The organism is Chitinophaga sp. YR573 (assembly GCF_900110995.1).
In the GTDB taxonomy this organism is placed as follows: Bacteria; Bacteroidota; Bacteroidia; order Chitinophagales; family Chitinophagaceae; genus Chitinophaga.
The window spans coordinates 438614-465082 of sequence record NZ_FOJF01000001.1 but is presented as its reverse complement, the minus strand read 5'-3'; the positions used below and the strand labels follow the sequence as shown (position 1 = coordinate 465082).

The window sequence follows — 26469 nt, the reverse complement described above, 5'->3', positions numbered from 1 at the left end:
TTATCGTTCCGGTACTGCTTCCTGAACTAATTTTGTTTTAACAAAAAGAAAAGAAATGAAAGCAGCAGTAATGTATCAAAAAGGCGAATTGCCTCAGTATGTTGATTTCCCTGAGCCAATAGCACAAAATGACAATGAAGTATTGGTAAGTGTAAAAGCGGTTGCTATTAAACACTTTGATAAAGGGCGTGCTAATGGCAAACATTATTCAAGCGATGCACCCGGAGAGGGTGGGAGTGTGATCGGTGGCGACGGTGTTTGCCTGCTTGAAGATGGGACGAGGGTATATGGAATGGGGGTAAGTGGTATGCTGGCGGGAAAAGCGACTATTCATAAGGACAGGATAGTCAAATTGCCTAATGGCCTGGATGATGCCGCGGCTGCTGCGCTGCCTAATGCGGTTATTGGTGCAGCAATGGGGTTACGGTTTAAAGCGGATATTCAGCCGGGGGATGTGGTACTGATCAATGGCGCTACCGGTTTTACGGGGCGTGTAGCTGTACAAATAGCTAAACACTATGGTGCAAAGAAGGTCATTGTTACAGGTAGAAACCAGCAGTCGCTGAATGATCTGTTGACGCTGGGTGCAGATGAGATAGTTTCTGTGCTGCAGGATGATGAACAATTCAAAGCACAACTTACAGCGATTCATGCGCAGACACCGGTTGATATTGTTGTTGACTATCTCTGGGGACATACGGCGGAAATGATATTGGCGTGTTTAAAGGGTGATGGTTCTTTTACAAACAGGATCAGGTATGTTTCTGTTGGTAGTATGACCGGAGATCTTATCCAATTATCTGCTGCCAATCTACGAAGTGTAAATCTTCAGTTAACCGGGTCCGGGCTTGGTGCCTGGTCGAAGCAGCAGGTTGGTTTGCTATTTAAGGAAATACTTCCTGAGATGTTTGCATTAGCCGCTGAAGGAAAACTCAAAGTAGAGACGATCAACGTTAAAATGGAGGACATCGCTGAACTTTGGAATTTAGATGTCCCGGATGGACGCCGCCTGGTTGTAACCATATAAATAATCTTTCCCCAACACTTTAAACGTTACCATATGATAGCTGCGCTATTAATCGCCGCCTGGTCATTTATTGTCCTTAGGTTTCGTAAAACATTAGTGGCCAGGTTCCGTAGATGACCTTTTGGTCACCCTTATCTATAATAAATAATACCATCTTAATTGATAAGTATACCAGTTGAATCAAGCATTCCTTCCTGAATTGCATGACGATAGGGGATTGAGGTTTTTCTTCGAAGAATATATATTATGCGCTCATACAGAGCAATCGAGTTGGTTAATAGATTGCCGATATAGCGACCAATTATTCTCGCACTTACTAACTTTAGATAGTCATTGTCATTTGTGTCATAAAGATCTAACACGTCCAGTTCCTCCTGATAGATTTTTTCATCATTAAGGTCAAAATAGACAGAAATGATATGCTCTATATCGGTAATATCCTTTGTACGTCTTGGATTATCATCATTTGCGATGATTTTAAGCAAAATAATTGCTTCCAGTGAGCACACCTTTAACTTAATATTATTCTCGAATTCGAATTCTTCAATATCGATAAACGCTTCCATAAATCCAGGTACATCTATTACAAATAATCTGGGTTTGTGCAGCAGTGTTTCTCTTAACTCATTTTCGATACCACCAAATGGTAAAAGATCTATTTCAATGCTCTGTTTATAAATAAGCTTTATCGCTTCTGTTTCATGAACAGAAAAATCACCACCGTTGACCATTGCTTCTTTAATAGCATAAAATTGATCTTCATCAGAAATCAATATTGCAATATCTACATCTTTGGTTTTCCGTTGTGGCATAAAAGTAGGATTCACAGATAAATGAATATCCCTTGCCAGAGCACCCACCAGATAAAACTCAACACCAAATTGTTTAAATATTTTCTCTGCTGCTGCAAGTAGCTCTAATACAGCCGGCAGTATAATGTTACTTTCCATACAGATAATTATTTTTGATGCGATCAGCTGTTTCCCAACTGCGACTATCAGTGCCTGCCATAAGTTCAGCATAAATAATTAGTGGAGGAGCTGTTCCTTCAGGAATACTATAATTCATCAGTAAGGACTGATCCCAATATTGCTCATATATTTCTATATTGCCACCTGGATCAGGAACTATTTTTAGTTGCTTTACTAATTCATTGGTTGTCTTGGATGTATAGATAGTAAACGTTTGCGGCTCAAGATAATCTACGAGTAAATCTGCACCCGGCTCTCCGCCCCAATAAAATCCATCAATAGATAGCTCTTTCCAATTCTTTTGTTGCTGTTCTCGCAAAAATCGAAATCTGCCTTTTATCAATTTGGGCCTTAATACTACGTGAAATAATTCAGTCCAGCGTCTGATCAATTTTTCCCTGTCTTGTAATTGGGAGAAATTATCTATATTTTCGATATAACCATTCTGCTTCAATTCTTCCAGCATTGGCCCTATGTTACCTAAAGCAATTCCTGCTGCCTGGGCAATTTCCCTGTAAGGTGCTTTTAATAGCATTTTTTGGGATAACATTACCGACAAAAATTTTAGTCCGGTTGCGCTCCATAATTTGCCGATATCTGTTTGCCTACTGGGAGTAACCTCCTTATCGTTTATGTAAATAAATATATTCGTAACATTGATATAGCAATTACCTGCCGCTTCAAGATAGTTGATAGAGGCAGCTTTCAATCTTTCCTTTTGCGGACCAGGAATATACTTCGCAACTAGCAACCATTTGTCTTTTTCGCGACCAAATTGTTGGATGATAGTTGGTATATGCGTCTGGCGGATTTCATTTTTAGCCTCAATGAAAAATTCATAAGTTTGATTACCCAAGGTGATTTCAACATATGCATCTGCCATTGGATCAGGAGAAAGCTTTTGTTTTATCTTTCCCCCTGTCAGCTTACCGAAATTTGCTATAGTATCTCTTAATAGCTCAGGTTCCTTTGTTTTGTTCATTTTTATGCATTATTCATGTTTCATGAACAATCAAATTTAATGAACAAAACTGGATAAGACAAATTTATTTATGCTGTTATACAGATGTTTATATACCGAAGAACATTCATAGCTACAATTTGAGAATAGATCATTTTAGATAGTACGAAAGAGTTTGTATTGAAAGACACAGGCTCTGAATATTTGATAAACAATAAATTCGTAAGAAAAACAATCTTACTGTGTTCCCTGAACAGGACAATTATTATTAATATAATATGCAATCATTGGAAGTAATAGTTATTAACTTCCGATATACAGAATTTCTTAAATTTGTGTTGTATAATTCCTGCTCAAATTATGAATCAGCTTGCTTCAAAAGCTGAAAAAATAGATGCATTGTGGACTTTATCAAAAAAGAATGTCATCTTTTTAAATGATTTACAACAAGAATTCAGACCCGATCTTCAAGCTTGATTCAATCAGCAATTTATGACGCACCAGGAAATGATTGCCTTTAAAACCGGTCTAAAAAGGACTGGAGAGCAACTGATAGCAGAACGGATTACGATGGCAAAATCGGCTATCGCTAACGCACAGGAGGCAGCTAATAGCGAAGGCAAAAGTTCAGCAGGTGATAAATACGAAACAGGAAGAGCGATGGGACACCTGGAAAAAGATATGTATGCACGGCAACTGGCAGAAAATATCAAGGAGCTTGACAAGTTACAGAAAGTAAATACAGATACCATTTATACCACTGCTCAGACAGGGGCCTTTGTAAAATGTCAAGACCATTCTTTTTTTATTGCAGCCGGACTGGGTAAGCAGCAGATAGATGATCAGACAATATTTTTTCTTTCACCTTATGCGCCACTTGCAGCATTATTACTACACAAAAAAGCAGGTGATAGTTTCCTCTTTAATAAAAAAGACACGGTAATCCTTGAGATTTATTAAATGTGGTCATATGCCGCCTTATTGGCAAACGCTATAGTGTTTAAAACATGAATTCTCCCGTGAATGGATCGATCATAGTGGCGATGGGAGGATCAATCTGATTATTAAGGAAAGGTAATGTGCCGATTAGATTACCACTAGGAACATGGAAACCTGGTAGCTGAACTATTCCGAATAGTAGGAATGCAGCCACTGATTCTGCAGCCTGACCTCCGGTAATTTTAAGCTCCTGGTCGGATTTAAATTCAGGGTCAGTAACCATGAAAGATAGTCCTTGCCGTTTCATGGGAATGAACCAGTTCACGTTATAACGGTAAAGTTGTCCCTGATAGCACATACCCCAGGGCTGATTAATGATATTACAGGTGCTATCATCATGTATATGGTAGGCAACTATCTTACCATACTCAACGCCTAAAGTGAAGTTTGTAACGGAGGGTACATTTTTTAAAAACTCTTTGTAACTCGTATAAATGCCGTCATTAAATTGACTGGTAGTATAGATTGGCTGCTTATAACCTCTCCATGCTATATTGAGAATTTCATCTTTCGAGTGAAAAGCAGTAGTAATATTTTGTCTGTCAGCGGCTTTCATTAAGAGGTCAATTGCCTGGGCTATATTTTCACTATGAGCACGGCTATCACGTCTGTTATCATATACCAAAGTTGTATCTATCTGGCATGAAAGCTGAAATTGCTGATTATCGGCAGAGAGGAAGGCTACGGCTTTGATATGAACATAAGCCTTGTCCACAGCACCTTCGGCTATCCGAAAAGACTGTATCAAACAAAGTAAATCCTTTCCATTATCGCTTTTGTATTGATCGCCGTATTGCTTGTTTACATATTCCTGCAGGTAATCCTGTAATGGTTTATCAGGAAGAGCTATGGACTTTTTAAAATAGTTCCTTTTGTAGGGTAGGTATCCTAAGTTCACGCTGTCTCCGCAAATGGCAATCATCTGGATGTCTTTGACGGGCATTGCAAAATGATGAACCGTAATGTTAGCATTCAGTTTTATTACCTTAGTTTTGGGTTGTTCCGGAACAGGTATAGGATTATTAGAATCATCCGGATCTTGAGCAAATGAAGGGATGAGTTGGGATAAAAGCAGTGCTACAGTTAGAAACAGTTTCATTCTATACATAGGATGCTAAAGATAATAAAATCATTCTTAGCGGAATATTTGGTTTAGGCAGAATTCCCTGAATTTATGTTGTATAATTCCTGATCAAATTATGAATCAACTTGCCTTAATATCTGGAAAAATAGGTGCATTGTGGACCTTGTCAAAAAAGGACATCATCTTTTTAAATGATTTACCACAAGAATTCAAAGCCGATCTTCAAACCTTTATTATTGGTGAAACACTTTATATGAAGGAAGGCAAGCTTGTAATTGGTAATAATTTGTATAAAAAATGGCTTAGGAAATTACAAGCTCGAGGATTCGATTATGAGATCGACTTTAAAAACAGTGATTGAAAAGAAGATAGCAGTTTAATACTTCAGGAAGCCTTACTAATTCTCCTCCTTTATAACCAACGCCTGAGGTAGCATCAATAAAAAAGGCAATGCTTTGGTATAATCAAGTTCAGTATATTCAATTCCCAGCAGGCGTATATGATTATAATACTCCTGATGTTTGATATAATAGTATTTTTCTGATTGAATAAACCATGCTGCCGGCCCTAACTTTTGCGCCAGAAACCATTTTTCCAATAAACGCGCACTTCTTCCATTGCCGTCATTCCAGGGATGTATTTTTACAAATACCAGATGGATCAAACTGGCAAAAAAGAATGTTTCCTGTATAGTCAGATCTGTTGCCAATAAAATTTCAAGATCAGCATAAAACTTATTAATTTCTGTAGCTACTTCAAAAGGAGAAGTGGCTATAGATTCTATATGCCCATCATTGGTTGTAACATACATATTCTGACTTCGGAATTTCCCCTGCCAGTTTTTTGCTACAATGTGTTTTGCCAGAATCGTATGTGCTTGTGAAATGTTTGCTTTATTGGGGATTTGATTTTGGGCAAATTCATATGCGAGATAGAGATCATCAATTTTCCGGGTATAATCAGGTTCAAATTCTATCCCGAATCTTTTATGCTTAACATAGGAATCAAGCTCAATAGTAGCACCTTCTATTTTGCTGGAATATACAGAAGCAACAGATCTATAAAAGCTGAATTCTTTGGTAGATAATGGTGCATCGGAAAGCTCGTTGTAAGCAATTGTCAATATCCCAGACGATGTCGCTGAGATATACCCGCTTAACAAATCTGCTGTTAATATTTGCAATTGCTTCATAAATTTAGGCTAGATATCCACAGGATTTAAATAATAAAGAGGTACAAACAAAAAAGGCCATTCTTTCGAATGACCTTTAATTTCTTTGGGAAGCCTTTCCCATAATTCGTACCCGGAAACGGAGTTGAACCGTCACTCCCCTTGCGGAGAACAGGATTTTAAGTCCGGCGTGTCTACCAATTCCACCATCCGGGTATCCTGGAAACAAAAAATCCAAACTGCAAGCAATTTGGAAATCTGTATCTGGAGCGGAAGACCGGGCTCGAACCGGCCACCCCGACCTTGGCAAGGTCGTGCTCTACCAAATGAGCTACTTCCGCATATCTTGTAAGAACTTTCCCGCTAAAAGAACCGTTGTTTTTTCGTTGGGATTGCAAAGATAGGAATTGTTTTGAAAAAACAAAATTCCTACCCCCTTTTTTTGAAAACTACTTCGAATATTTGTACTTGATCATCCCCAGCAACTCCTTCTTTTTACCATAACATTCCTCTCTGTCCGGCAGCCCCTGTGCAGTATAAGTGTACTTCCAGATCGTATAATTCGCCGATTGCCCGTTCACGGTAGTCATCTGTGAAACCCGCTTCTGTGCATCGTAATCGAACATATAATCCGGTAACATCTTCTGACGGGAAGGAGAGTAGCGGACAATATCCGTAAGCAGCCCCTGGTCGTTGTATTTATAGTAAATACGCTGGCTGTGTACATTGTTGCCGGATTCAAACTCTTCTGTAATCTGACCCTTTTCATTTAAGGTGAAGGTGACGATAGAAGAATCCTGAATACGGTCATTATGAAAGTGAATCATTTTGATGATATGACCCGCTGCATCGTAAATATATCTCCGCGTTTCAGTAAACTGATATTTGCTCTTCTGATCCTGGGAAACCAGGTACACTTCCGTGAGTTTTGAGGCCGAATCCCGGATGTAATTGATCACCGTGGTACTATTCTGAGAACTGTCCACTGTTTTGGTCAGATTGCCCTTCGCAGAGAAGTAAGACATCATGGTGGAATAACCCGTTGACCTCGACTGCACCTTCGATTTCATCTTCCTGTAGTTCATCAGTATCTCCCGCTCACACCTGAAATCATCATCTGATTCCATACTCGCATCCAAACTCTCCACCCACTGTACAGCGATTTTATTCTGCTTTAGTACATCAAGATTTTCCTCCGTACGTATAGTATTATGAATATCCTGGTAATAAAACTGAGCATTCGCTACCCCCTGCAGCCCCAGCGCTGCTGCTATCAGCAAAATAAGTTTTCTCATATACATATTAGATGCAAAAATAATGATTCATGAACGGAAGATACAAGAAAGATATTGTATCCAAAAAATACAATATTGATTGTCAGGCGATTGTTAGTAAGCCTATCTACTTATATTTGCAAATTCCAACATAAAAATTCCCGTAACTTAGGATATGCAACCAGAATATATTATCATACACCGGCAAATTGCCCCTTTTGTGGCACAAATACAACTAAACAGACCCAAAGAACTCAATGCGCTGAACCTGCAGCTCATGACTGAATTGAAAGAGGCTTTGAAGGTCCTGGATGCAGATGACAGTGTACGCGTGATCGTAATAAGTGGCAACGACAAAGCCTTTGCTGCCGGGGCTGATATTAAACAAATGGCCGGAAAAACTGCCATGGATATGTTTAATACCGATCAGTTCAGTACCTGGGATGCAATAAAGAAAACAAAGAAGCCGTTGATTGCAGCTGTAAGTGGTTTTGCATTGGGCGGTGGTTGTGAACTGGTCATGTTATGTGATATGATTATCGCCAGCGAAACAGCCCGCTTCGGACAACCGGAAATTAAGATAGGCGTTATGCCAGGTGCAGGGGGGACTCAACGCCTTACCAGGGCAGTAGGGAAGGCCCTCGCTATGGAAATGGTACTTACAGGTCGCTCTATCACCGCTGAAGAAGCATTGAAAGCAGGTCTCATTAACCGGGTAGTACCTGTAGAACTGTATCTGCAGGAAGCCGTAAAGCTGGCAGAAGAAATTGCCGCATTAAGCCCTTTAGCCGTTAAAATGGCCAAAGAATCTGTACTTAAAGCTTTTGATAGCTCCCTTGAGGAAGGTTTGCATTTTGAACGTAAAAACTTTTACCTGCTATTTGCCTCTGATGATCAGAAAGAAGGTATGCAGGCGTTTGTAGAAAAAAGGACACCCATATTTAAAGGAAAATGATTAATAGACAACTGACTGCTTTTTATGTGATGGCCGCTTGCATCATCGGATGTAAACAACCGGAAACAACTAATAAAATAGAAGAAAAGAAACGCGGAGCCATTCAACCCGAAACAGATACCATGATTGCTGTCAATGATACCATAGAACCACTTCAGGTGGCTTCCTGGCAGATCTTTGAACAGTATGACGGTAAATATGCTTTAGAGACAGGTATGCTCCGGAAAGAGCCGCTTAAAACGCGTATAAGCCGGTTGCTGGGAAAAGATGAACCCGTTTTTACAGAACGCTTCGATGTCACCCCTCCAGTAGAAGTGGAAGGTACCATCCTTTATAACCAGGGATGCCGGCGGCATTACTGCGGTACAGATGAAGCTGCCCTGGCTGTAGATATGAACAGGGATATCATCTATATCGGCATAGCTGTAAATGGTGTGGTAACACTATATGCAGAAAAGAATGATAATGTATATCCTGATAAACTCTTAAGATGGAAACTGAAGTTCCCGCTTAACTAACCCGTGTAGGTTCATAACTTACAAAAAAGGAAAGATAAAGGGTCCTGGACCAGCGTATCAATCCGGGCATAATCAGCGCCAGCAGAATACCATTTGTTATCAGCCAGTGATAAATACTGTCATCACGCCATGTAATGCCAAAAATGAGCCAGTACCACGCTAAATTAAACAGGGAAAACAATACCGCTACCACATAACTCACATAACCCGTTCCATACCAGAAGCCTATTTCCAGCTCGGTCTTTTGTCCGCATACGGGACAATGATCATGCATATCAAATACCTTCTTCAATACATAAGGGTTCTGGTTCTTAAACAGATCTCCCTTCCTGCATCGGGGGCATTTATTCAGCAATAAACTGGATATGTAACTCATATGGCCATTAATGGTTGCCTGCGGAGATAAATGATGGCATACCGGTAACAACTCCATTGTGTGCTGGTGCAAAGCAGCGGGGACAGGTTCTCTAAAATACTCTGGAGCTTAGTTAAACATCTCCCGATGATAAAGTCATTCTTCTCAATAATAGCTTCTACTTCTGTATAATTCTCTGCTGTCTTTAATTCCTCAACGATCTGTGATGCGTATTCGTCTGTAGTCATAATTCATGTATGAATGAGAATGCAACAAAGCTACCGCTAATTAAGAGATAAAAGAAAAAAGCCTGGTGGAATATCCACCAGGCCTGCTAAAAACTATTTAATTAAATTTCTTTCTCAACTCGTTCAGCTTCGCCTGGAAATCATTGATTGGCGCAGGAGCAGCAGGTTTAGAAGAAGAAGGCTTCTTATTACTATTATTCTCCCTGCGAGGACCAGCAGAAGGGGCCTCATTATCCTTCATAGATAAAGAAATTCTCTTTCTTGAAGGATCTACTTCCAGTACTGTCACAGTTACTTTCTGGTTCAATTTCACCGCTTCGTTGGGATTGGTAATGAACTTATTACTCAGATGAGAGATATGCACCAAACCATCCTGTTTCACTCCCACATCCACAAAAGCACCGAAATTGGTAATGTTTGTCACCACACCCGGCAATGTCATACCTACTTTCAGGTCTTCCATCGTACGAATACCGTCTGCATATTCAAAGATAGCAATCTCATCACGGGGGTCACGACTAGGTTTATCCAGCTCTTTCAGAATATCTTCCAGTGTCAGCAAACCTACTTCCTCACTCACATATTCCTTCGGATTGATTTTCTTACGTAAATCTTCTTTTGCCATCAGGTCCTGTATGGAACTTCCCTGTTTGCTGGCCATTGACTCTATCAGCTTATAACGTTCCGGATGCACTGCTGAGTTATCCAGTGGGTTATCTCCGTTCTCAATGCGAAGGAAGCCCGCACACTGTTCAAACGCTTTCTCACCCAGACGGGTCACCTTTTTCAGCTGCATACGGTTGCTGAACGCACCATTCTCTTTCCTGTACTTCACGATATTCTCCGCCAGGGAAGGACCTAAGCCGGATACATACGCTAATAAGTGTTTAGAGGCTGTATTCAGGTTCACACCTACGTTATTCACGCAGCTTACCACCACTCTGTCCAGGCTCTGTTTCAGGTTGGACTGGTTCACATCATGCTGGTACTGACCAACGCCAATCGCTTTAGGATCTATCTTTACCAGCTCAGCCAGGGGATCTATCAGCCTGCGACCGATAGAAATAGCGCCACGCACGGTAACATCATACTCAGGGAACTCTTCCCTTGCAACTTCAGAGGCAGAGTAAACGGAAGCGCCGCTTTCATTCACCATAAACACATTGATCTTCTTGCCAAAATCAATTTTCTTCACAAACTCTTCCGTTTCACGGCCTGCTGTACCATTACCTACGGCAATGGCTTCGGTGTTATATTTTTGAGCCCATTTTCTCAATAAGGCTTCTGCATCATCTCTCTTGTAATTTTTTTCCAGGGGATAAATCACATCATTATCCAGCATATTCCCCTGATCATCAAGCGCTACCACTTTACAACCAGTTCTGTAACCCGGATCCACCGCAATAACTCCCTTAGGCCCTAATGGCGCAGCTAACAACAACTGACGCAGGTTCTCAGCAAACACGTCAATCGCCTCAGCATCAGCCTTTTCTTTCGCTACTGCCCTGAACTCATTTTCCAGAGATGGGCGCAGCAATCGTTTGTAAGCATCGGCTATTGCCTTGGTTACCTGTTCGCTGCTGGCGTTGTTGCCAGTCACAAACTGTCTGTGCATGATATCCATTGCATCTTCCTCTTCCGGATTGATGGTACCGTACAGGAAACCTTCAGCTTCCCCACGTAAAATGGCCATCACACGGTGAGAAGGGATGGTATGCAGTTCTTCGTTGAAGTCGAAGTAATCCTTATACTTATTACCTTCCTCTTCCTTACCTTCTATCACTTTGGACGTCAGTTTGGAAGTGTGGGTAAATAGTTTACGCATTTTATCACGCAGCTCTGCATTTTCATTGATCCACTCTGCCATGATATCACGGGCACCTTTCAGGGCTTCCTCTGTAGACGCTACCTGTTCGTTAAGGTATTGTTCTGCAACGGATTGTGGTGCATTCTCAGATTGTTCAAAGATCAGTTTCGCCAATGGTTCCAGGCCCTTTTCAATGGCCACAGTCGCCCTGGTTTTACGTTTGGTCTTATATGGGAGATACAAATCTTCCAGTTCTGCTATCACCCAGGATTGCTCCAGTTTCTCCAGCAGTTCATCGGTCATTTTGTTCTGTTCCGTAATAGTTTTGATGATGTAGGCCCTGCGTTCATCCACCTCTTTGTATCGTTTCTGTAAATCCTCGATACGCCCTATCTGTACCTCGTCCAGGCTACCTGTCACTTCCTTGCGGTAGCGGCTGATAAAAGGGACCGTAGACCCTTCCGCCAGCAAATTCATGGTGTTCTCCGCTTGTCGCGCCGCGATGTTCAGCTCCGCTGAAATAAGCGCAATGTGTTTGGTATTCATGAATTGAAAATTAGTCGGCAAATGTAACTAAATTGGCCTATCCGTTCATAAAAAGAAATTAACATCTTCACATGCAGCCTTACCGCTTTGGACCTTATATTTGACAAATGGAAAATAATGCGGCTTTTGAAAGATTGTTACATATTATGGATGACTTAAGGGAAAAATGCCCCTGGGACAAAAAACAAACCATCCATACCCTCAGACAACAAACAATTGAAGAATTATATGAACTGGTGGATGCCATCACCGATGAAGACTGGAAATCAATGAAAGAGGAACTGGGCGACCTGCTTCTTCACATCGTTTTCTACTCAAAAATCGGTACGGAACAACAACAGTTCACCATTGAAGACGTTATTAACGGGGTCTGTGAAAAACTGATCACCAGGCATCCACATATCTATGGAGATGTAAAAGTGGATAACGAAGAACAGGTGAAACAAAACTGGGAGAAAATAAAATTAAAAGAAGGAAAAACTTCTGTTCTCAGTGGAGTACCCAAAGCACTTCCTGCATTAGTAAAAGCCATGAGATTGCAGGGCAAAGCCAAACAGGTAGGATTTGAATGGGAGAATAGCCGGCAGGTATGGGATAAAGTAAAGGAAGAGATGGATGAATTACAGGAGATGGTAGAAAAAGGGACAGAGAAAGATATAGAAGCTGAATTCGGAGATGTGCTGTTTTCTTTAATTAACTATTCCCGTTTCTTACACATCGATGCAGAAAATGCACTGGAACGTACCAATAAAAAATTCATCCGCCGTTTTCAATACATAGAAAAAATGGCTACTGAAAAAGGGAAATCCCTGGATGAAATGTCACTGGTGGAAATGGATGAACTCTGGAACGAAGCAAAAAAAACTGAATAATTGTTAGATATAAAAGAAATAAGACTTTTCTTCATCCGGCATGGATACCTGCTGATTATTGCTGCCTGGTTATTTACTTTTTCCTTTCTTTTCAGCAATTACTGGTCGTACTATTCTTCCCCGCAGGGAGTAAAACGCAGCCTGGAAAAAAGTATCCGTCAACGGGAACAATCATTCATAGAACTTACAGGAGATTCTGTATTACTCAATGATATTTTTGCAAGAAAATATAATGAAAAAGAGGTAAAACTCCTGGACAACCAGGACTTCTACGTATTTGCATACGATAGCAGTTCTGCCGGTCGCTGGCTTGTATACTGGAGTACCAACCTAGTACAGCCGGAAGAGAAGCAGGCACCTCTTGTCCCTGGTACCCGTTTCGTAAAGTTGAAGAACGGGTATTATGAGATGATCTGTAAAAAGATAAGAAGTAGGGATAGCCACGACAGATACCTTATCGGTGCCATCCCGGTGATGATGGAATACAGTATCAGCAACAACTACCTGGTAGATCACTTTTATGATAAACCGGCGCTGGGGCCTGAATATTCTATTAATTTACGCCCCAAAGGTATTCCCGTTTTAAACGGCCAGAACCTAATACTCTTTTATCTGAACTATGACAGAACAATGGATGCTGGTCCGCCCAACATCCTCAGTGTCATTTTACGTGTATTAGGTTGTATCTGTGTACTCATATTTATCAACTTGTTTGCGGCCATGCTCGCAAAGCAAAAGAACCCGCTCTACGGGTTTCTTTTCCTGTTTGGGGTGATCTTCTTCTTCCGTATTCTCAGTTATTTATATCCATTCCCTTTTAACTTACGCGAACTCAATATATTCACTCCGCTCATTTATGCGAAAGATGAGATCTTCCGCTCATTGGGCGATCTCTTATTGAACGTATTACTTACATTCTGGTTATTACTGTTTTTCCGTGAACACGTAAAAACCATTAAACCGCCGGTAGTAAAGAACTTATGGCAGCAAAGACTGGTCATTATACTGGCCAGTTTACTCATGTATATCGTCGGACAATTCCTCTCGGAATTAATCCAGAGTCTTGTAATCGACTCCAAGATCTCTTTCGATGTAGCTAACTTTTTCAGCCTGAATGAATACAGTATTATAGGATTTATCATCCTCGGATTTATCTCCTTTAGTTTTCTGTTTTTCTCACAGATCATTAACTACCTGCTGAACGAGCTGACGAATTTCCGACATCGTACCAAGTACATTTTCGTAGCAGTAGTAGGGATTGTATGGTTGTTATTCAGGATTCACAACCAGGAAATCTATTACTCGGTAGTGTTGGTAGTATGGCTGATATTATACGTTGTACTACTTGATATTTTGTCTGTTCGTTTTGAGAATAGTTTGGCCACGGTACCTTTTCTTTTCTGGTTGTTTTTATTAACGATTACCACTTCAGCGGTATTGGTATATTATAATGATCAAAAGGAGATTTCATTGCGTGAGAGGATGGCCATAGAGTTATCGAAGCAGAAAGATCCTTACCTGGAGATGCTGCTGACGGATGTGACGAAACAGATGGAGAATGATGAACTGCTGCAATTATTCTTCCAGCAGAACAACGTGAGCAACATGCCCAGGGCTATGCTGGAAAATGAACTCAAACAAAAATATTTCAAAGGATATCTGGGGCGCTTTAACGTTACTTTCTATGCATTCGATGAAAATGGAATGCCGATTTATGGGGGAGATACCAGTAGTTTCTCTATTCTTAGCAGGCGTATGCTGGTGGAGTCGGAACTGATAGGTAATGATCTTTATTATAATGAACGTGGTTTCAACGACTTCAGTTATATAGGCCGGAAAGACTTCTATCGTAATGGGATAAAATCCGGTTACCTGGTGTATGAGTTAACACCGGCAGTGGTAAATACACAACGTCTTTACCCGGAATTATTAGTAGATGGAGAGATATATGATCCGGAAAAGGAATCTTCTGTTCCGTATTCATATGCTATATATGATAAGGGGCAACTGGTGATCAACAATAATGATTATCCATTTGAGGTAAAATTGTATACATCGGATTTACCCAAAGAAGAGATAGCGATTCGCTCCGTAAACGGTTTTTCAGAGATGACCTACAAAGCATCCAGGGATAAAGTAGTGATAGTCGTCAAGGAGAACAGGAGTTTTGTGGAGTTTATCACCCTCTTTGCCTACATGTTTTGTCTTTTCCTGCTGATCATTGTTATCTACCGGGTGCTTGATCTGCTTGTTAAAGCACGTATGCGTATCGGGAATCTCAAAGCGCTGGTTAACATCAGTATTCGTAAAAAGGTACACGGTACTATCATTTTTATTGTCGTATTTGCCTTTATCATTTTAGGTCTTACTACGATATTATTTTTTATAGATCGTTCAGAGAGAGAGAATAAGGAGAGATTAAGCCATACTATTAACGAAGTAACCCATGATGTAGAGAAAGTATTTTCCACCCAAAGGATGTTTGATGATCTGGATGATCTCTATGATCCTATTTTCCAGGCGAGTCTTTCTTCGGCTATCAGTGAAATTGCAGATGACCGTGCTTTGGATATCAACGTGTATGACCGGGATGGTAATCTGCAGATTACTACCCAGCCTTTAATTACCGAAAAGGGATTGTTATCCAGGAAGATCAATCCTGATGCTTATCTGCATTTATACAGGGAACAGAAAATCCAGTGGATTCAGCGGGAAACGATCGGTTCTATGAACTATCTGTCTGGTTATGCTCCTTTGCGCAGTAACGGGGAAATCTTTGCTTATCTGAACGTTCCTTACTTTGCTACACAGACAGAACTAAATCAGCAGATTTCCAATTTCCTGGTAGCGCTGATTAACTTTAATGCATTTATCTTCCTGATAGCTGGTTTACTGGCTTTGCTGATCACTAATTCTATCACCAAATCGTTCTCCCTGGTAACGGAGAAACTCCGGCATGTGAGTCTGGGACAACAGAATGATGAAATAGAATGGTCTAAGGATGATGAGATAGGCGCCCTGGTAAAGGAATATAACAAGATGGTGCGCAAACTGGAAGTGAGTGCGGCCAGACTGGCGAAGAGTGAGCGGGAAGGAGCCTGGAGGGAAATGGCCCGGCAGGTAGCCCATGAGATCAAGAATCCGCTTACACCGATGAAGCTGAGTATCCAGTATTTACAGCGGGCTATTGACAATGATGCACCTAATGTAAAGCAACTGTCTCATAATGTGGCGCGTACGCTGGTAGAACAGATAGATCATCTTTCAAATATTGCATCAGATTTCTCTGCTTTCTCCAGGATTGATGAGTCTAATGATGAGGTATTGCTCTTAAATGAAGTACTGCATTCTCTGAAGGACCTCTACCAGAGCCATCAGAACTGCAATATTCACTTTAATCCACCGGGGCATGCCTTTTATGTATTTGCGGATAAGACGCAGATGAACAGGCTGTTTACCAACCTGTTGCAGAACGCTATCCAGGCTATTCCGGAAGACAGGGAAGGAGAGGTGAATATTAGTATGAATGAGGTAGAGCAGGGCTGGGTGGTGATCAGTGTATCAGATAACGGGGATGGTATTCCTCCTGAGATCCAGTCTAAAATCTTCGTACCTAACTTTACTACAAAGAATTCCGGTACCGGCCTTGGCCTGGCTATGTGTAAAAACATTGTGGAGCAGGCGCATGGGGAAATCAGTTTTGAAACACAATTGACAGTAGGGACTACTTTCTACGTCAAACTCCCATTAATAAAAGAACAGGTGTGAGAGGCTCGTTAGGGCCTCTCATAACTCCCCCAAAGCTCCGAAGGAGCTTTGGGCAATCTCCTTTATCTCAAACTCAATCCGTTATAAAACAAAAATACCGGCTGTCTTTCAACAACCGGTATCGAATACCTTTTAGGTTTTAATAGGAAGTAATTATTTCACTAAGCTCTCACGGATCTTGTCCACAAGTTTAGATTCATGTACTTTTTGTGCCAGTGTGATCATGTTTTTGAAGGCTACTGATTTGGCTATACCATGACCAATGATCACTGGTTTATTAACTCCCAGTACAGGAGTACCGCCAAAGGTCTCATGGTCAAACATGTGCATGTACTCGTCATCGATATTACGTCTTACCGCCATATCATGAATTGACTCAGCCATTTTAAGCACCACATTACCAGTAAAACCTTCACAAACAATTACATCTGCTTTGTTAGTGAAAATATCCCGTCCTTCCACATTACCAATAAAGTTCAGCTGTGGATGTTCCTTCAGCAACGGATAGGTTGCCTGCGCCAACAGATTACCTTTACCTTCCTCTTCTCCGATATTCAATAATCCTACGGTAGGATTAGCGTTATTCAGGATATGTTTGGAATAAAGAGCGCCTAATACAGCAAACTGTACCAGGTTCTCAGGTTTGCAGTCCGCATTGATACCAACATCCAGTAATACTCCATAACCACTGCCGTCCCGGGGAACAAGAGTGGAAATTGTAGGACGTTGTATACCTTCAATTACTTTAATGGTGTAAACGGTACCAACCATCATAGCTCCGGAGTTACCGGCGCTGATAAAGGCGTCTATTTTGCCGTTCTGCAAAAGATAGAAGCCAATACTGATAGAAGACTGAGGTTTTTCCTTCAGTGCTTTGGTAGGATGTTCATCCATCCCGATTACCTGGGATGAATGAACAACTGAATATTTTGATTGGTCTAACTGTGCTTCTGCTAATAAAGGGGCTAAAGCCACTTCATCACCAATAAGCACCAGATGTACATCTGTAGCACCAGATTCTAAAAATACTTTTACTCCTTTTACTGCTTCCAGGGGTGCAAAGTCGCCACCCATCATATCGAGCCCGATTCTCATGAACTTTAGATTTGTCTGATTTGCGTCGGGGGTAAAAATAGTAAAATTATTTAGTGCTGCTTTGTTTTTCCAATACTACTTTACCTCTGTAGTACAGTTTGTTCTCAACCCAGTGAGCGCGATGTCTCAGGTGCACTTCGCCGGTAGCGCTATCGGTGCTTAAAGTATCAGCGAAGGCCTTGTAATGCGTTCTTCTCTTTGCTGATCTTTGCTGAGAATGTCTGCGTTTCGGATTTGGCATTTTATTTAATTTTAATTGTCTGTGTTTAAATGTTTGTTTGCCCGCCATTTACGGCAATGTCAAGCCTCACGGAGCGCAAAATTATCAATTCTGACGGAACTTATCTAAATCTTTCCAGATTGGATTGTCTTTTTCTCCGGATTGCTGACTCATATTCTCCAGCATCTCCAGTATTTTCGGGTCACAACCGCTCTTCCCATCGCTGTTATCCGGATGGATACGCTGCATGGGTATACTCAGGTTGATGAACTCATAAATCCATTCGGCCACATTTAAATGGGATTCCGTCTTGGAGATATACGCCACATCTGCATCTTCCTCATCAATCATCTCCTCAGGATTGTCAACCAGCTTTACTACCTGGTTGAAATCATCCCACAATTGTAACACAAATGGTTGCCCGCACCGATCACAATTTACAGTTGCCTTACCGCCGATCTCAAATTTGAGCAGGAAGAAATTGTTATTCTTTTCCAATAACAGCTTCACCGTAGCCTCACAATTCGTAAAATCCTGCGGACCATAGTTTTCAAAAAAACTATCCGTAATTTGGTACTGAAATGTATGCTCTCCGGGTTTTAGCCCCACAAAGGCAATCTCAAATTCACGGAGTGGTTTCATAAAAAAATCCTCACTTTTAGAGGGATGCAAAGGTAATTAAATATTCGCAATTGCAAAAATTTCCTAATTTTGTTGATTCTCAATATGTATATTTATATATTGTATGTAGTAATTATGTACTTTCCCCAGCTGGTAAATGAATAATGGCAAAAGCCCAAACCAACAAAGTTACACAAAAGCAAACCATAGCCAACAACTCCGCAGTTGCGGACCATGCTATTTTTTCATTGCCCATCAACCTTTTCCTGCAAAACAGTAATGCTGGCATCCTGCTCACTGATGCTCTTCACCGCTTCATCTGGTGTAATAATGTATTCCTGAGGGATGCTGATACAGATGCTTCTGCTATCATAGGCCAACCCTTTAAAGAAGTGATGGCACATATGGCCACCCTGATGCTGCACCCGGAAGAGTTCATTACCAGGATGGAAGACCTTCGTAAAAAGAAGAAACCCTGCCAGGGCCTTGAACTCGTCCTTACAGATAACCGTATATATGAGGTAAGTTATATCCCCCTGCTTGATAAACGCCGCTTCAACGGTAGTATCTGGCAGATAGTAGATGTCTCCAGGCACAAAATGATGAAGTCCAACCTGGAAAAAGCCCGGAACCAGGCTGAAGAGGCCAGGGGGGCCCAAAAGGAATTCCTGGCCAGCATGAGCCACGAAATCCGTACCCCACTGAATGTTATTATAGGTATGACCCACCTGCTGGGGGAAACCGATCTGCGGGATGAACAACAGGATTATATCAATATCCTCAAACATTCTTCGGGTATCCTGCTGGGGCTGATATCAGATATCCTGGACATCTCCCGCATAGAAGCAGGGGAACTCCAGGTGAACCAGCGGGAATTCAATCTTACAGAACTTATACAGTCGCTACGCCATACCTTCGAACTGAAAATGGGGCAGCGACCCATTAAAATATCCGCTGTTATAGACACGGAACTGCAAAACCTGCTGGTAGGGGATGATATGTTACTGAACCAAATCCTCATGAATTTGTTAGGTAATGCAGAGAAGTTCACCAGAGAAGGGGAAATTGCCATTAAAGTGACACTGGAAAGCTGGCAGGACGACAAACTCTGGGTGCAGTTCAAAGTATGTGATACCGGTATAGGGATCAGGAAAGACAGGTTAGAACTCATCTTCCGCAGCTATAAACAAGCCGAACAGGAAATAAGAGAAAAATACGGAGGCACTGGCCTGGGTCTCGCCATCTCCAAACAACTCGTTGAATTACAAGGGGGTACCATCCAGGTGATCGATGTTCCGGGTTTCAGTACCTGCTTCTCTTTCAATCTGCCTTTCATTAATACAAAGAAGTCGGCCACACAGGTGGCAGGTGCCGGTAGTCAGAGCAGAAAAGCCAACTTCTCAGGAGCTAAAGTCCTTGTCATAGAGGATAATCCCATGAATCTGAGATACATCATCAGCCTGCTGGAGAAATACAACATCCATCACCAGCTGGCTACAAATGGTCCTGATGCGCTTTATTTTCTGGACTCCAGGCAATACGACCTCGTACTGCTGGATATTCGTATACCGGGACTGAATGGCCTGGAACTGGCCATAAAGATCAGGGAAGATGAGGATAAGCCAAATGTGGCAACGCCTTTGGTTGCAACCACCGCACTTGCCATGGAAAGTACCTTTACACAGGCCCGTCAGGCAGGGATCACAGATATCCTTACAAAGCCCTACACACCGGACCAGCTGTTACAGGTACTTAATAAATATCTGAATGATGATGAAACAGAAATAATAATGGAAGAAGCTACAAACATAGACGGATTCGAATTTCATGACGAACTGGACGTAAAGTATCTCAATACTTTATACGAGAACAACATTTCGTACGCTGCTGACCTGTTTGAAATATTTCTGAAAACAGTAAAGGATGAAATGATTAAAATCAAGAAACTCGTTACTGACAGGGATTGGGAACAACTGAAATTCCAGGTACATAAACTGAAACCGAACTTTGCCATGGTGGGTCTTACCTGGATCAGCAGTAACATGCAACAACTCGAGAATACACTGAATAACAATACCATCCCCCCTCTGGAAGATGTGGATACACTATTCAGGAATATTTCCCTTGATCTTGAAAAATTCTATCCGATTATAGAAAAAGAATACGAACGTATGAAAGAACTGGAAAGCGGTAGCGCTAACTAAAAAGCATTCAGGATCTCCTTCACATTATTATGATAATTACCTCCGAACAATAACAGATGCACCATCAGGGGGTAGAGCTGACATACACTTATCCGCTGTTTCCACTCAGGTGCCAGCGGGAACATCGCCTCATAAGTATAATAAAAACGGGTATCGAAACCTCCAAACAACCTGGCCATCGCCAGATCCATCTCCCTGTTCCCGTAATACACAGAAGGGTCATAAATACAGGCTTTCCCATCTCTGCCTACCATGAAATTCCCCGACCATAAATCCCCATGCAGCAATGCAGGCGGTTCATCAGGGAAAATATTGGGTAAATGCCGCCACAACTTCTCCATCTTCTCCACCATGTCCTTGTCCAGCAGATGTTTATCATAAGCTGCCCTTGTCAGTGGCTGTAAACGGTTAAATGCATAAAACACAGACCAACTGCTGTAAGGCGAGTTATACTGCTTCATGGTTCCGATATAGTTCGTTTCGGGGAAACCGAAATGAGGCTGGCTATTCCTGTGCATTCTCGATAAGCTCGCGCCAAAATTCTCCCAGAAGTCGGGATTAGCGCCCCCTTTCTCCATAAACTCCGTCAGCAGAAAACCTTTTTCGCCTACCGTACCGTGATATAAAGGTCTGGGTACCGACACGGTATTCGTCTCACGCAATGCAGATAACCCGTTAAACTCCCTGGCAAACATTTCCGGATAACTACGGGAACTGTTCAGCTTCAAAAAGAATAAGCCTTCCCCCGTAGAGAGCTTATACGTTTCGTTAATATCTCCGCCAGGTATTTTTTCTGCGTAATTAATCTGTATTTTCACGCCCGACTGACAGGTAAGTGCTGTTGCAAGTTCGCCCAGTAAAATCTCATCTGTCATCTTCTCGCGGATTAGTATGGAAACAAAAACAAAAATCAGGCATACAGGAGTACGTATATTGATCACCGTATCGTGTATACTGTTGCTTAAAGTATTGTTCGGAGTCAGCCAGAGGTTCGCTGGTTTCTACTTTCATAGGTTTTACGTTTCAATAAGTATGTTGTTTCGACAGGTACTGGGGAAAGTTCCTTTCAGCATCGGCGACGTAATTTATATCGCCTGGATTATAACTGCTTGTATTTATTTGTTAAAACTATGTTATAATATCCTTAAAGCAAAATGGTATAACGTGCTATTTTTGTTGTTAAGAGGTACCCAGGCCATACTGGGCCTGTACCTGGCCTTTCTTGTACTATGGGGGTATAACTATGACCGGGACTCCCTGGAAGAAGATATGCAACTGCAGGTAAGTGATTATAATACAGACCAGTTATACCGTCTCACAGATACTTTACTGGTGCAGCTCAACCAGCATAAAATAGCCCTGGGAGATTCCGTAAAGGCTACCCACCCTGGTCCGGACAGCGCAAAATTATTTGAAAAAGCCATTGAAGCATACACACTGGCAGCTCCTAAGTGGCCCAGTGTCACTTATAAACACCCTTGTATCAAACCTTCGTTGTATGGTACCTGGCTGAATTATATGAATGTAGGGGGGTATCTGAACCCTTTCACCGCCGAAGCCCAGGTGAATATCACCACTCCGGGTTTCCTGCACCCTTTCACTATCTGTCATGAAGTTGCTCATCAGGTCGGTTATGCACCAGAGGAAGAGGCTAATTTTATCGGATATCTGGTAGCTAACAATTATCCCGATGAACGTTTCCGATATGCAGCTAACTTTGAGATGTTTATGTACAGCATCCGGCAACTGGGCAGGGAAGATACCACCCTGGCTGGTCAGTTATGGCGAAGGGCAGTTCCCGGTGTAAAAGCCGATCTGCATCAGCTGAGGGTCTTCAATGATCAGTATCGCAGCCGTGTAGACGACTACACCGCTATCATCTATGATCAGTATCTCAAGGCTAACAGACAGGAGAAAGGGATCCGCAGCTACAGCGAAGTAGTGGGCTGGCTCGTTGCTTATTTCAAGATAAAATAAATCTCAGGACATGAACGCAGAACAAGAACGTTTAGGACAATCAGGCTGGAAAAAATGGGGTTCTTATGTAAGTGACAGACAATGGGGGACCGTAAGAGAAGATTATAGCGCTAATGGGGCTTCCTGGGATTATACCACACACGATATGGCCCGTAGTAAAACCTGGCGCTGGGGAGAAGATGGTATCGCAGGCATATCAGATGATAAACAAAACCTCTGTTTTTCATTAGCCCTCTGGAATAAAAAAGACCCCATCCTGAAAGAAAGATATTTCGGTCTTACCAATGAACAGGGCAATCATGGAGAAGATGTAAAGGAACTGTACTACTACATCGACGCTACCCCCACACACTCCTACATGAAAATGCTGTATAAATATCCACAGCAGGAATATCCCTATCAACGGTTAATAGACGAAAATGCGAGGAGAAGTAAGGATGAGGAAGAGTTTGAATTACTGGATACAGGGCTATTCGACGAAAATAAATACTTCGATGTATTCGTGGAATACGCTAAAGGAGATGTAGAAGATATACTGATAAAAATAACGGTCCATAACAGGGCAAATGAAGCAGCCAGCCTGCATGTAATCCCCACTTTATGGTTCAGAAATACATGGGTATGGGGCCGGCACGATTACAAACCAGCCATGTGGCAGATAAATCAGCAAAGCATACAGCTGAAAGATGAAAGACTGGCAGTACAATATCTGCATCAGCAAGGTAATGGGAAAATAATGTTTTGTGAGAATGAAACAAACAATGTTCGCCTGTACAATGTTGCCAGCAACACCCCTTATCCAAAAGATGGGATCAATGATTATATCATTCACGGCACTAATACCATCAACCCTGTAAAGGAAGGAACGAAGGCCGCTATAGATTATGATATCACCATACCAGCACAGGGCGAATACACCATTACCCTGCGGCTGACAGATAAAGATAATTTCGGAACAGATTTCAATGCCATCTTCGAACAGAGAATTAAGGAGGCAAACATTTTCTATAATGATTTACAAACCGATATTAAAGATCAGGACGAAAGACTGATACATCGTCAGGCACTCGCCGGTATGCTATGGAATAAACAATTCTATAGCTATAAGGTAAAACAATGGCTGGAAGGAGATCCTGCTATGCCCACACCACCTAAAGAACGCCTGACAGGCCGTAACAGCAATTGGAAGCAATTGTATAATGATGATGTGATCAGCGTTCCCGATAAATGGGAATTTCCCTGGTATGCAGCCTGGGACCTGGCTTTCCACTGCGTAACCCTGGCCCTGATAGATCCTGACTTCGCTAAAGAACAACTATTATTGCTTACAGAAGAATGGTATATGAATCCTTCCGGTGGATTCCCTGCATATGAATGGGCATTCGGAGATGTAAATCCACCTGTACATGCAGGAGCAGTATATCGCGTCTTTAAACTGGATGCCAGTATCAAAGGGAAGAAGGATTACTTTTTCCTGGAAACGCTTTTCCACAAACTGATAATCAATTTCACCTGGTGGGTGAACAAAAAAGATAACACAGGCAGCAATATTTTTGAAGGTGGTTTCTTGGGGCTTGATAACATAGGGATATTCGATCGTGGTTTACCATTACCGGATGGTATGCGGGAAGAACAGGCAGATGCTTCCAGCTGGATGGCGGTATATGCATTGAACATGCTGCACATCGCTCTGGAACTGGCTACTTTCAATAAGTCATACACCGGTATGGCTACGAAATTCCTCGAACACTTCATGTACATAGCAGGTGCGATGGCCAGTATGGGAGAGGGGGATAGCGGACTATGGGATGAAGAAGATGAGTTTTTCTACGATCAGATACGCATGTCTGACAATAGTATCGTGAAACTGAAAATAAAGAGTATGGTGGGATTGATCCCGCTCTTCGCCGTAGAAGTCATCACCAAAGAAACATTAAAGGAGAACCCTGTCTTCGAAGAACATATGTCATGGTTCTTACGGCACCGGCCCGACCTGGCCAAGCTGGTATCCCGCTGGTACGAAGAAGGAAAAGAGAATAAACATTTACTGAGTTTACTCCGTGGACATCGCATGAAAAGGATCCTCAGTCGTATGTTAGACGAAACAGCATTCCTGAGTGATTATGGTATAAGAGCTTTATCAAAAGAATATCAGGATAACCCCTATAAGATAACCCAAAGGGGTGTTGAACTGACGCTTAAATATGCTCCCGGAGAAAGCGATAGTTATACTTATGGCGGTAACTCAAACTGGCGTGGCCCTATCTGGTTACAGATGAACTTCCTCATCATTGAAAGTCTGCGTAAGTTTCACTTCTTTTATTCAGATGATTTCAAGATAGAATACCCCACCGGTTCCGGTAAATTTATTTCACTAAAAGAAGTGGGAACAGAACTGGCCGGTCGTTTACTGAAAATATTCCTGAAAGATGAGAACGGGAAAAGACCGGTATTCGGTAACAATGAAAAATATCAGAAAGATCCGCACTTTGCAGACCTGATATTATTTCATGAATATTTTCATGGTGATAATGGTAAAGGAATAGGCGCGTCTCATCAGACAGGATGGACAGGGCTTGTGGCGAATCTTATCAAAATGAAAAACAGTAATCCCTGATTAATTCAATAATAATACGTTTACACTTCTCTGTAAGATATTAAAAGCGATTTCTGCCATCAGATTCTCTTTATCCAGTGTAGGATTTACTTCTGTAATTTCGAAACAGCATATTTTACGATGCTGCATGAATTTAGAGATCAGGTCCTCCACTTCTCTTTCTCTCAGTCCATTGGTTACCGGGGTACCGGTACCTTTGGAGATAGAGGCATCCAGGCTATCTACATCAAAAGAAACATAGATATACTCACAATCACTTAAGTAACGGAATACGGAGCGGGCTACCTGCTCTGGTCCTTTACGGCGTACCTCACTGGTAGTAATGATCTTCATCCCGTATTTCTTAATCAGGTGTTCTTCTTCTTTCTCATAATCTCTGAGGGAGATGAACACGATATCTTCCGGTAATATTTTTGGAGCGATACCACCTATATTTTTAAGTGCATCCCATGCTTTGAGTGTATGGTCATCTACATCATGCACTTTACAGTCGAGGTTATCTTCCGCAATAGACACCGCTACCGGCATCCCATGCATGTTCCCTGAAGGCGTAGTAAAAGGAGTATGCAGATCGGCATGTGCATCTATCCAGATAGCGCCTATTTTAGCCTGTGGGCGGGCCATCTTTAGCCCTGCAATAGTAGCGCCCGCCGTGCTGTGATCCCCGGAAAGAATAACCGGGAACAGGTTCGCTTTGATCGTTTCACTTACACTTTTGCTGATTCTTTCGTATAAGGTAAGGGTACCTTTAATACGTTTGGCATAGGGTGATTCAATAGGTTCAAACAGTAGTTTGTTCTCTGTTTCTATCGTTTCTGTAGGGAAATGCACAAAAAAGTTGCTCATAAAATCAAGCGCTGCAATTTTGATAGCTTCTACACCCAGGCTCGCGCCGCGTGTTCCTGCCCCTATTTCCGATTTTACCTCAATGATCTTAATATTCTTCATAAAAGGTTGTTCTTCCTGAATCAGCAATCTAATGGATTTTAACAGAACACCCTGGTTACCGGACTGTTAAGGCGTATACTCCCCAGGCATAAACGCTAAAGCAATTGCAATAAGGATGCTGTATCTTCAAATAATCTTTAATATTTCAAGGATAATGATGGATAACGTGCAATTTTACGGGATGCATTTTTTTAGTAGAGGCTGAAATGCTAATTTGAGAGGATTGGTATA

General features: G+C 41.7%; 23 protein-coding genes and 2 tRNA genes. 10 read left to right on the top strand and 15 right to left on the bottom strand.

Annotated features, from left to right (window positions below; translation table 11 throughout):
* Positions 1–55: 55 nt before the first annotated feature.
* Positions 56–1027 carry a quinone oxidoreductase family protein gene (locus BMW86_RS02045; RefSeq protein WP_089778486.1) on the top strand — a complete coding sequence of 324 codons (972 nt, stop codon included), beginning with the start codon at positions 56–58 and terminating at the stop codon, positions 1025–1027.
* A gap of 155 nt (positions 1028–1182) precedes the next feature.
* Here the strand turns inward: BMW86_RS02045 and BMW86_RS02040 are convergent, their stop codons facing one another.
* Entirely contained in the window at positions 1183–1977 is a 795-nt protein-coding gene (locus tag BMW86_RS02040; protein WP_177189127.1) for a nucleotidyl transferase AbiEii/AbiGii toxin family protein, read from the bottom strand.
* Positions 1967–2980 (bottom strand): type IV toxin-antitoxin system AbiEi family antitoxin, encoded by a 1014-nt coding sequence (locus BMW86_RS02035; protein WP_089778481.1) that lies wholly within the window; start codon positions 2978–2980, stop codon positions 1967–1969. Before BMW86_RS02035 ends, BMW86_RS02040 begins: the two co-directional genes overlap by 11 nt.
* 471 nt (positions 2981–3451) lie before the next feature.
* On the opposite strand from BMW86_RS02035, the gene BMW86_RS02030 reads away from it, so the two are divergent.
* Entirely contained in the window at positions 3452–3919 is a 468-nt protein-coding gene (locus tag BMW86_RS02030; protein WP_089778479.1) for a hypothetical protein, read from the top strand.
* Positions 3920–3959: 40 nt separating this feature from the next.
* Here BMW86_RS02030 and BMW86_RS02025 read toward each other — a convergent pair whose 3' ends face one another.
* Entirely contained in the window at positions 3960–5057 is a 1098-nt protein-coding gene (locus BMW86_RS02025; protein WP_089778476.1) for a hypothetical protein, read from the bottom strand.
* Positions 5058–5157: 100 nt separating this feature from the next.
* Here BMW86_RS02025 and BMW86_RS02020 point away from each other — a divergent pair, with 100 nt between their 5' ends.
* Positions 5158–5403 (top strand): hypothetical protein, encoded by a 246-nt coding sequence (locus BMW86_RS02020; protein ID WP_089778474.1) that lies wholly within the window; start codon positions 5158–5160, stop codon positions 5401–5403.
* Positions 5404–5439: 36 nt separating this feature from the next.
* On the opposite strand, the gene BMW86_RS02015 is transcribed toward BMW86_RS02020, so the two are convergent.
* The 4 genes from BMW86_RS02015 to BMW86_RS02000 form a co-directional block, all read right to left on the bottom strand.
* Entirely contained in the window at positions 5440–6234 is a 795-nt protein-coding gene (locus BMW86_RS02015; RefSeq protein WP_089778472.1) for a Fic family protein, read from the bottom strand.
* A gap of 109 nt (positions 6235–6343) precedes the next feature.
* Positions 6344–6429 (bottom strand) — tRNA-Leu (locus BMW86_RS02010).
* A 49-nt stretch (positions 6430–6478) separates the two neighbouring features.
* Positions 6479–6554, bottom strand: a tRNA-Gly gene (locus tag BMW86_RS02005).
* Between the two features lie 108 nt (positions 6555–6662).
* The gene (locus BMW86_RS02000; protein WP_143056456.1) at positions 6663–7508 is read right to left on the bottom strand and encodes a hypothetical protein; all 846 of its coding nucleotides are present in this window, start codon (positions 7506–7508) and stop codon (positions 6663–6665) included.
* Between the two features lie 154 nt (positions 7509–7662).
* Between BMW86_RS02000 and BMW86_RS01995 the strand changes: the two genes are divergently transcribed.
* Both BMW86_RS01995 and BMW86_RS01990 read left to right on the top strand, forming a co-directional pair.
* Complete coding sequence (locus BMW86_RS01995; RefSeq protein ID WP_089778467.1) at positions 7663–8442, top strand: enoyl-CoA hydratase-related protein; 780 nt, start codon at positions 7663–7665, stop codon at positions 8440–8442.
* Positions 8439–8960 carry a hypothetical protein gene (locus BMW86_RS01990; RefSeq protein ID WP_089778465.1) on the top strand — a complete coding sequence of 174 codons (522 nt, stop codon included), beginning with the start codon at positions 8439–8441 and terminating at the stop codon, positions 8958–8960. The genes BMW86_RS01995 and BMW86_RS01990 overlap by 4 nt, the downstream gene beginning before the upstream one ends.
* Here the strand turns inward: BMW86_RS01990 and BMW86_RS01985 are convergent.
* From BMW86_RS01985 to BMW86_RS01975, 3 genes are all read right to left on the bottom strand, one after another.
* Positions 8953–9336, bottom strand: coding sequence for a DUF983 domain-containing protein (locus BMW86_RS01985; protein WP_089778463.1), 384 nt, complete (start codon positions 9334–9336; stop codon positions 8953–8955). The two genes, BMW86_RS01990 and BMW86_RS01985, sit on opposite strands and share 8 nt — an antisense overlap.
* Complete coding sequence (locus tag BMW86_RS01980) at positions 9333–9563, bottom strand: hypothetical protein (protein ID WP_089778461.1); 231 nt, start codon at positions 9561–9563, stop codon at positions 9333–9335. The genes BMW86_RS01985 and BMW86_RS01980 overlap by 4 nt, the downstream gene beginning before the upstream one ends.
* A 97-nt stretch (positions 9564–9660) precedes the next feature.
* The gene (locus BMW86_RS01975; RefSeq protein WP_089778459.1) at positions 9661–11916 is read right to left on the bottom strand and encodes a Tex family protein; all 2256 of its coding nucleotides are present in this window, start codon (positions 11914–11916) and stop codon (positions 9661–9663) included.
* A gap of 107 nt (positions 11917–12023) precedes the next feature.
* On the opposite strand from BMW86_RS01975, the gene mazG reads away from it, so the two are divergent.
* Together mazG and BMW86_RS01965 are read left to right on the top strand one after the other, a co-directional pair.
* Positions 12024–12788, top strand: coding sequence for a nucleoside triphosphate pyrophosphohydrolase (gene mazG / locus BMW86_RS01970; RefSeq protein ID WP_089778457.1), 765 nt, complete (start codon positions 12024–12026; stop codon positions 12786–12788).
* Entirely contained in the window at positions 12789–16556 is a 3768-nt protein-coding gene (locus BMW86_RS01965; RefSeq protein WP_089778455.1) for a sensor histidine kinase, read from the top strand.
* Between the two features lie 153 nt (positions 16557–16709).
* Here BMW86_RS01965 and plsX read toward each other — a convergent pair whose 3' ends face one another.
* The 3 genes from plsX to BMW86_RS01950 form a co-directional block, all read right to left on the bottom strand.
* A complete protein-coding gene (gene plsX / locus BMW86_RS01960; RefSeq protein WP_089778453.1) occupies positions 16710–17651 on the bottom strand; it encodes a phosphate acyltransferase PlsX in 942 nt (313 codons plus the stop codon).
* Between the two features lie 46 nt (positions 17652–17697).
* Positions 17698–17892 (bottom strand): 50S ribosomal protein L32, encoded by a 195-nt coding sequence (gene rpmF, locus BMW86_RS01955; RefSeq protein ID WP_012793868.1) that lies wholly within the window; start codon positions 17890–17892, stop codon positions 17698–17700.
* Between the two features lie 84 nt (positions 17893–17976).
* Entirely contained in the window at positions 17977–18513 is a 537-nt protein-coding gene (locus BMW86_RS01950) for a YceD family protein (RefSeq protein WP_089778452.1), read from the bottom strand.
* 143 nt (positions 18514–18656) lie between these two features.
* Between BMW86_RS01950 and BMW86_RS01945 the strand changes: the two genes are divergently transcribed.
* Positions 18657–20696: a PAS domain-containing hybrid sensor histidine kinase/response regulator gene (locus BMW86_RS01945; RefSeq protein ID WP_089778450.1), complete on the top strand. Its 2040-nt coding sequence runs from the start codon at positions 18657–18659 to the stop codon at positions 20694–20696.
* On the opposite strand, the gene BMW86_RS01940 is transcribed toward BMW86_RS01945, so the two are convergent.
* Positions 20693–21571: a fructosamine kinase family protein gene (locus BMW86_RS01940; RefSeq protein ID WP_089778449.1), complete on the bottom strand. Its 879-nt coding sequence runs from the start codon at positions 21569–21571 to the stop codon at positions 20693–20695. The two genes, BMW86_RS01945 and BMW86_RS01940, sit on opposite strands and share 4 nt — an antisense overlap.
* A gap of 16 nt (positions 21572–21587) precedes the next feature.
* Between BMW86_RS01940 and BMW86_RS01935 the strand changes: the two genes are divergently transcribed.
* Both BMW86_RS01935 and BMW86_RS01930 read left to right on the top strand, forming a co-directional pair.
* On the top strand, positions 21588–22673 hold the full coding sequence (locus BMW86_RS01935; RefSeq protein WP_089778447.1) for a DUF3810 domain-containing protein: 1086 nt from the start codon (positions 21588–21590) through the stop codon (positions 22671–22673).
* A gap of 10 nt (positions 22674–22683) precedes the next feature.
* Positions 22684–25290, top strand: coding sequence for an MGH1-like glycoside hydrolase domain-containing protein (locus tag BMW86_RS01930; protein WP_089778445.1), 2607 nt, complete (start codon positions 22684–22686; stop codon positions 25288–25290).
* On the opposite strand, the gene BMW86_RS01925 is transcribed toward BMW86_RS01930, so the two are convergent.
* The gene (locus BMW86_RS01925) at positions 25291–26238 is read right to left on the bottom strand and encodes an arginase (RefSeq protein WP_089783519.1); all 948 of its coding nucleotides are present in this window, start codon (positions 26236–26238) and stop codon (positions 25291–25293) included.
* Positions 26239–26469: the final 231 nt, after the last annotated feature.

Excerpts from the sequence above, each read along its gene's own strand:
- BMW86_RS02045 (WP_089778486.1), top strand. The coding sequence starts at position 56 with ATGAAAGCAGCAGTAATGTATCAAAAAGGCGAATTGCCTCAGTATGTT.
- BMW86_RS02040 (WP_177189127.1), bottom strand. The coding sequence starts at position 1,977 with ATGGAAAGTAACATTATACTGCCGGCTGTATTAGAGCTACTTGCAGCA.
- BMW86_RS02035 (WP_089778481.1), bottom strand. The coding sequence starts at position 2,980 with ATGAACAAAACAAAGGAACCTGAGCTATTAAGAGATACTATAGCAAAT.
- BMW86_RS02030 (WP_089778479.1), top strand. The coding sequence starts at position 3,452 with ATGACGCACCAGGAAATGATTGCCTTTAAAACCGGTCTAAAAAGGACT.
- BMW86_RS02025 (WP_089778476.1), bottom strand. The coding sequence starts at position 5,057 with ATGAAACTGTTTCTAACTGTAGCACTGCTTTTATCCCAACTCATCCCT.
- BMW86_RS02020 (WP_089778474.1), top strand. The coding sequence starts at position 5,158 with ATGAATCAACTTGCCTTAATATCTGGAAAAATAGGTGCATTGTGGACC.
- BMW86_RS02015 (WP_089778472.1), bottom strand. The coding sequence starts at position 6,234 with ATGAAGCAATTGCAAATATTAACAGCAGATTTGTTAAGCGGGTATATC.
- BMW86_RS02000 (WP_143056456.1), bottom strand. The coding sequence starts at position 7,508 with ATGAGAAAACTTATTTTGCTGATAGCAGCAGCGCTGGGGCTGCAGGGG.
- BMW86_RS01995 (WP_089778467.1), top strand. The coding sequence starts at position 7,663 with ATGCAACCAGAATATATTATCATACACCGGCAAATTGCCCCTTTTGTG.
- BMW86_RS01990 (WP_089778465.1), top strand. The coding sequence starts at position 8,439 with ATGATTAATAGACAACTGACTGCTTTTTATGTGATGGCCGCTTGCATC.
- BMW86_RS01985 (WP_089778463.1), bottom strand. The coding sequence starts at position 9,336 with ATGAGTTACATATCCAGTTTATTGCTGAATAAATGCCCCCGATGCAGG.
- BMW86_RS01980 (WP_089778461.1), bottom strand. The coding sequence starts at position 9,563 with ATGACTACAGACGAATACGCATCACAGATCGTTGAGGAATTAAAGACA.
- BMW86_RS01975 (WP_089778459.1), bottom strand. The coding sequence starts at position 11,916 with ATGAATACCAAACACATTGCGCTTATTTCAGCGGAGCTGAACATCGCG.
- mazG (WP_089778457.1), top strand. The coding sequence starts at position 12,024 with ATGGAAAATAATGCGGCTTTTGAAAGATTGTTACATATTATGGATGAC.
- plsX (WP_089778453.1), bottom strand. The coding sequence starts at position 17,651 with ATGAGAATCGGGCTCGATATGATGGGTGGCGACTTTGCACCCCTGGAA.
- rpmF (WP_012793868.1), bottom strand. The coding sequence starts at position 17,892 with ATGCCAAATCCGAAACGCAGACATTCTCAGCAAAGATCAGCAAAGAGA.
- BMW86_RS01950 (WP_089778452.1), bottom strand. The coding sequence starts at position 18,513 with ATGAAACCACTCCGTGAATTTGAGATTGCCTTTGTGGGGCTAAAACCC.
- BMW86_RS01945 (WP_089778450.1), top strand. The coding sequence starts at position 18,657 with ATGGCAAAAGCCCAAACCAACAAAGTTACACAAAAGCAAACCATAGCC.
- BMW86_RS01940 (WP_089778449.1), bottom strand. The coding sequence starts at position 21,571 with ATGACAGATGAGATTTTACTGGGCGAACTTGCAACAGCACTTACCTGT.
- BMW86_RS01935 (WP_089778447.1), top strand. The coding sequence starts at position 21,588 with ATGGAAACAAAAACAAAAATCAGGCATACAGGAGTACGTATATTGATC.
- BMW86_RS01930 (WP_089778445.1), top strand. The coding sequence starts at position 22,684 with ATGAACGCAGAACAAGAACGTTTAGGACAATCAGGCTGGAAAAAATGG.
- BMW86_RS01925 (WP_089783519.1), bottom strand. The coding sequence starts at position 26,238 with ATGAAGAATATTAAGATCATTGAGGTAAAATCGGAAATAGGGGCAGGA.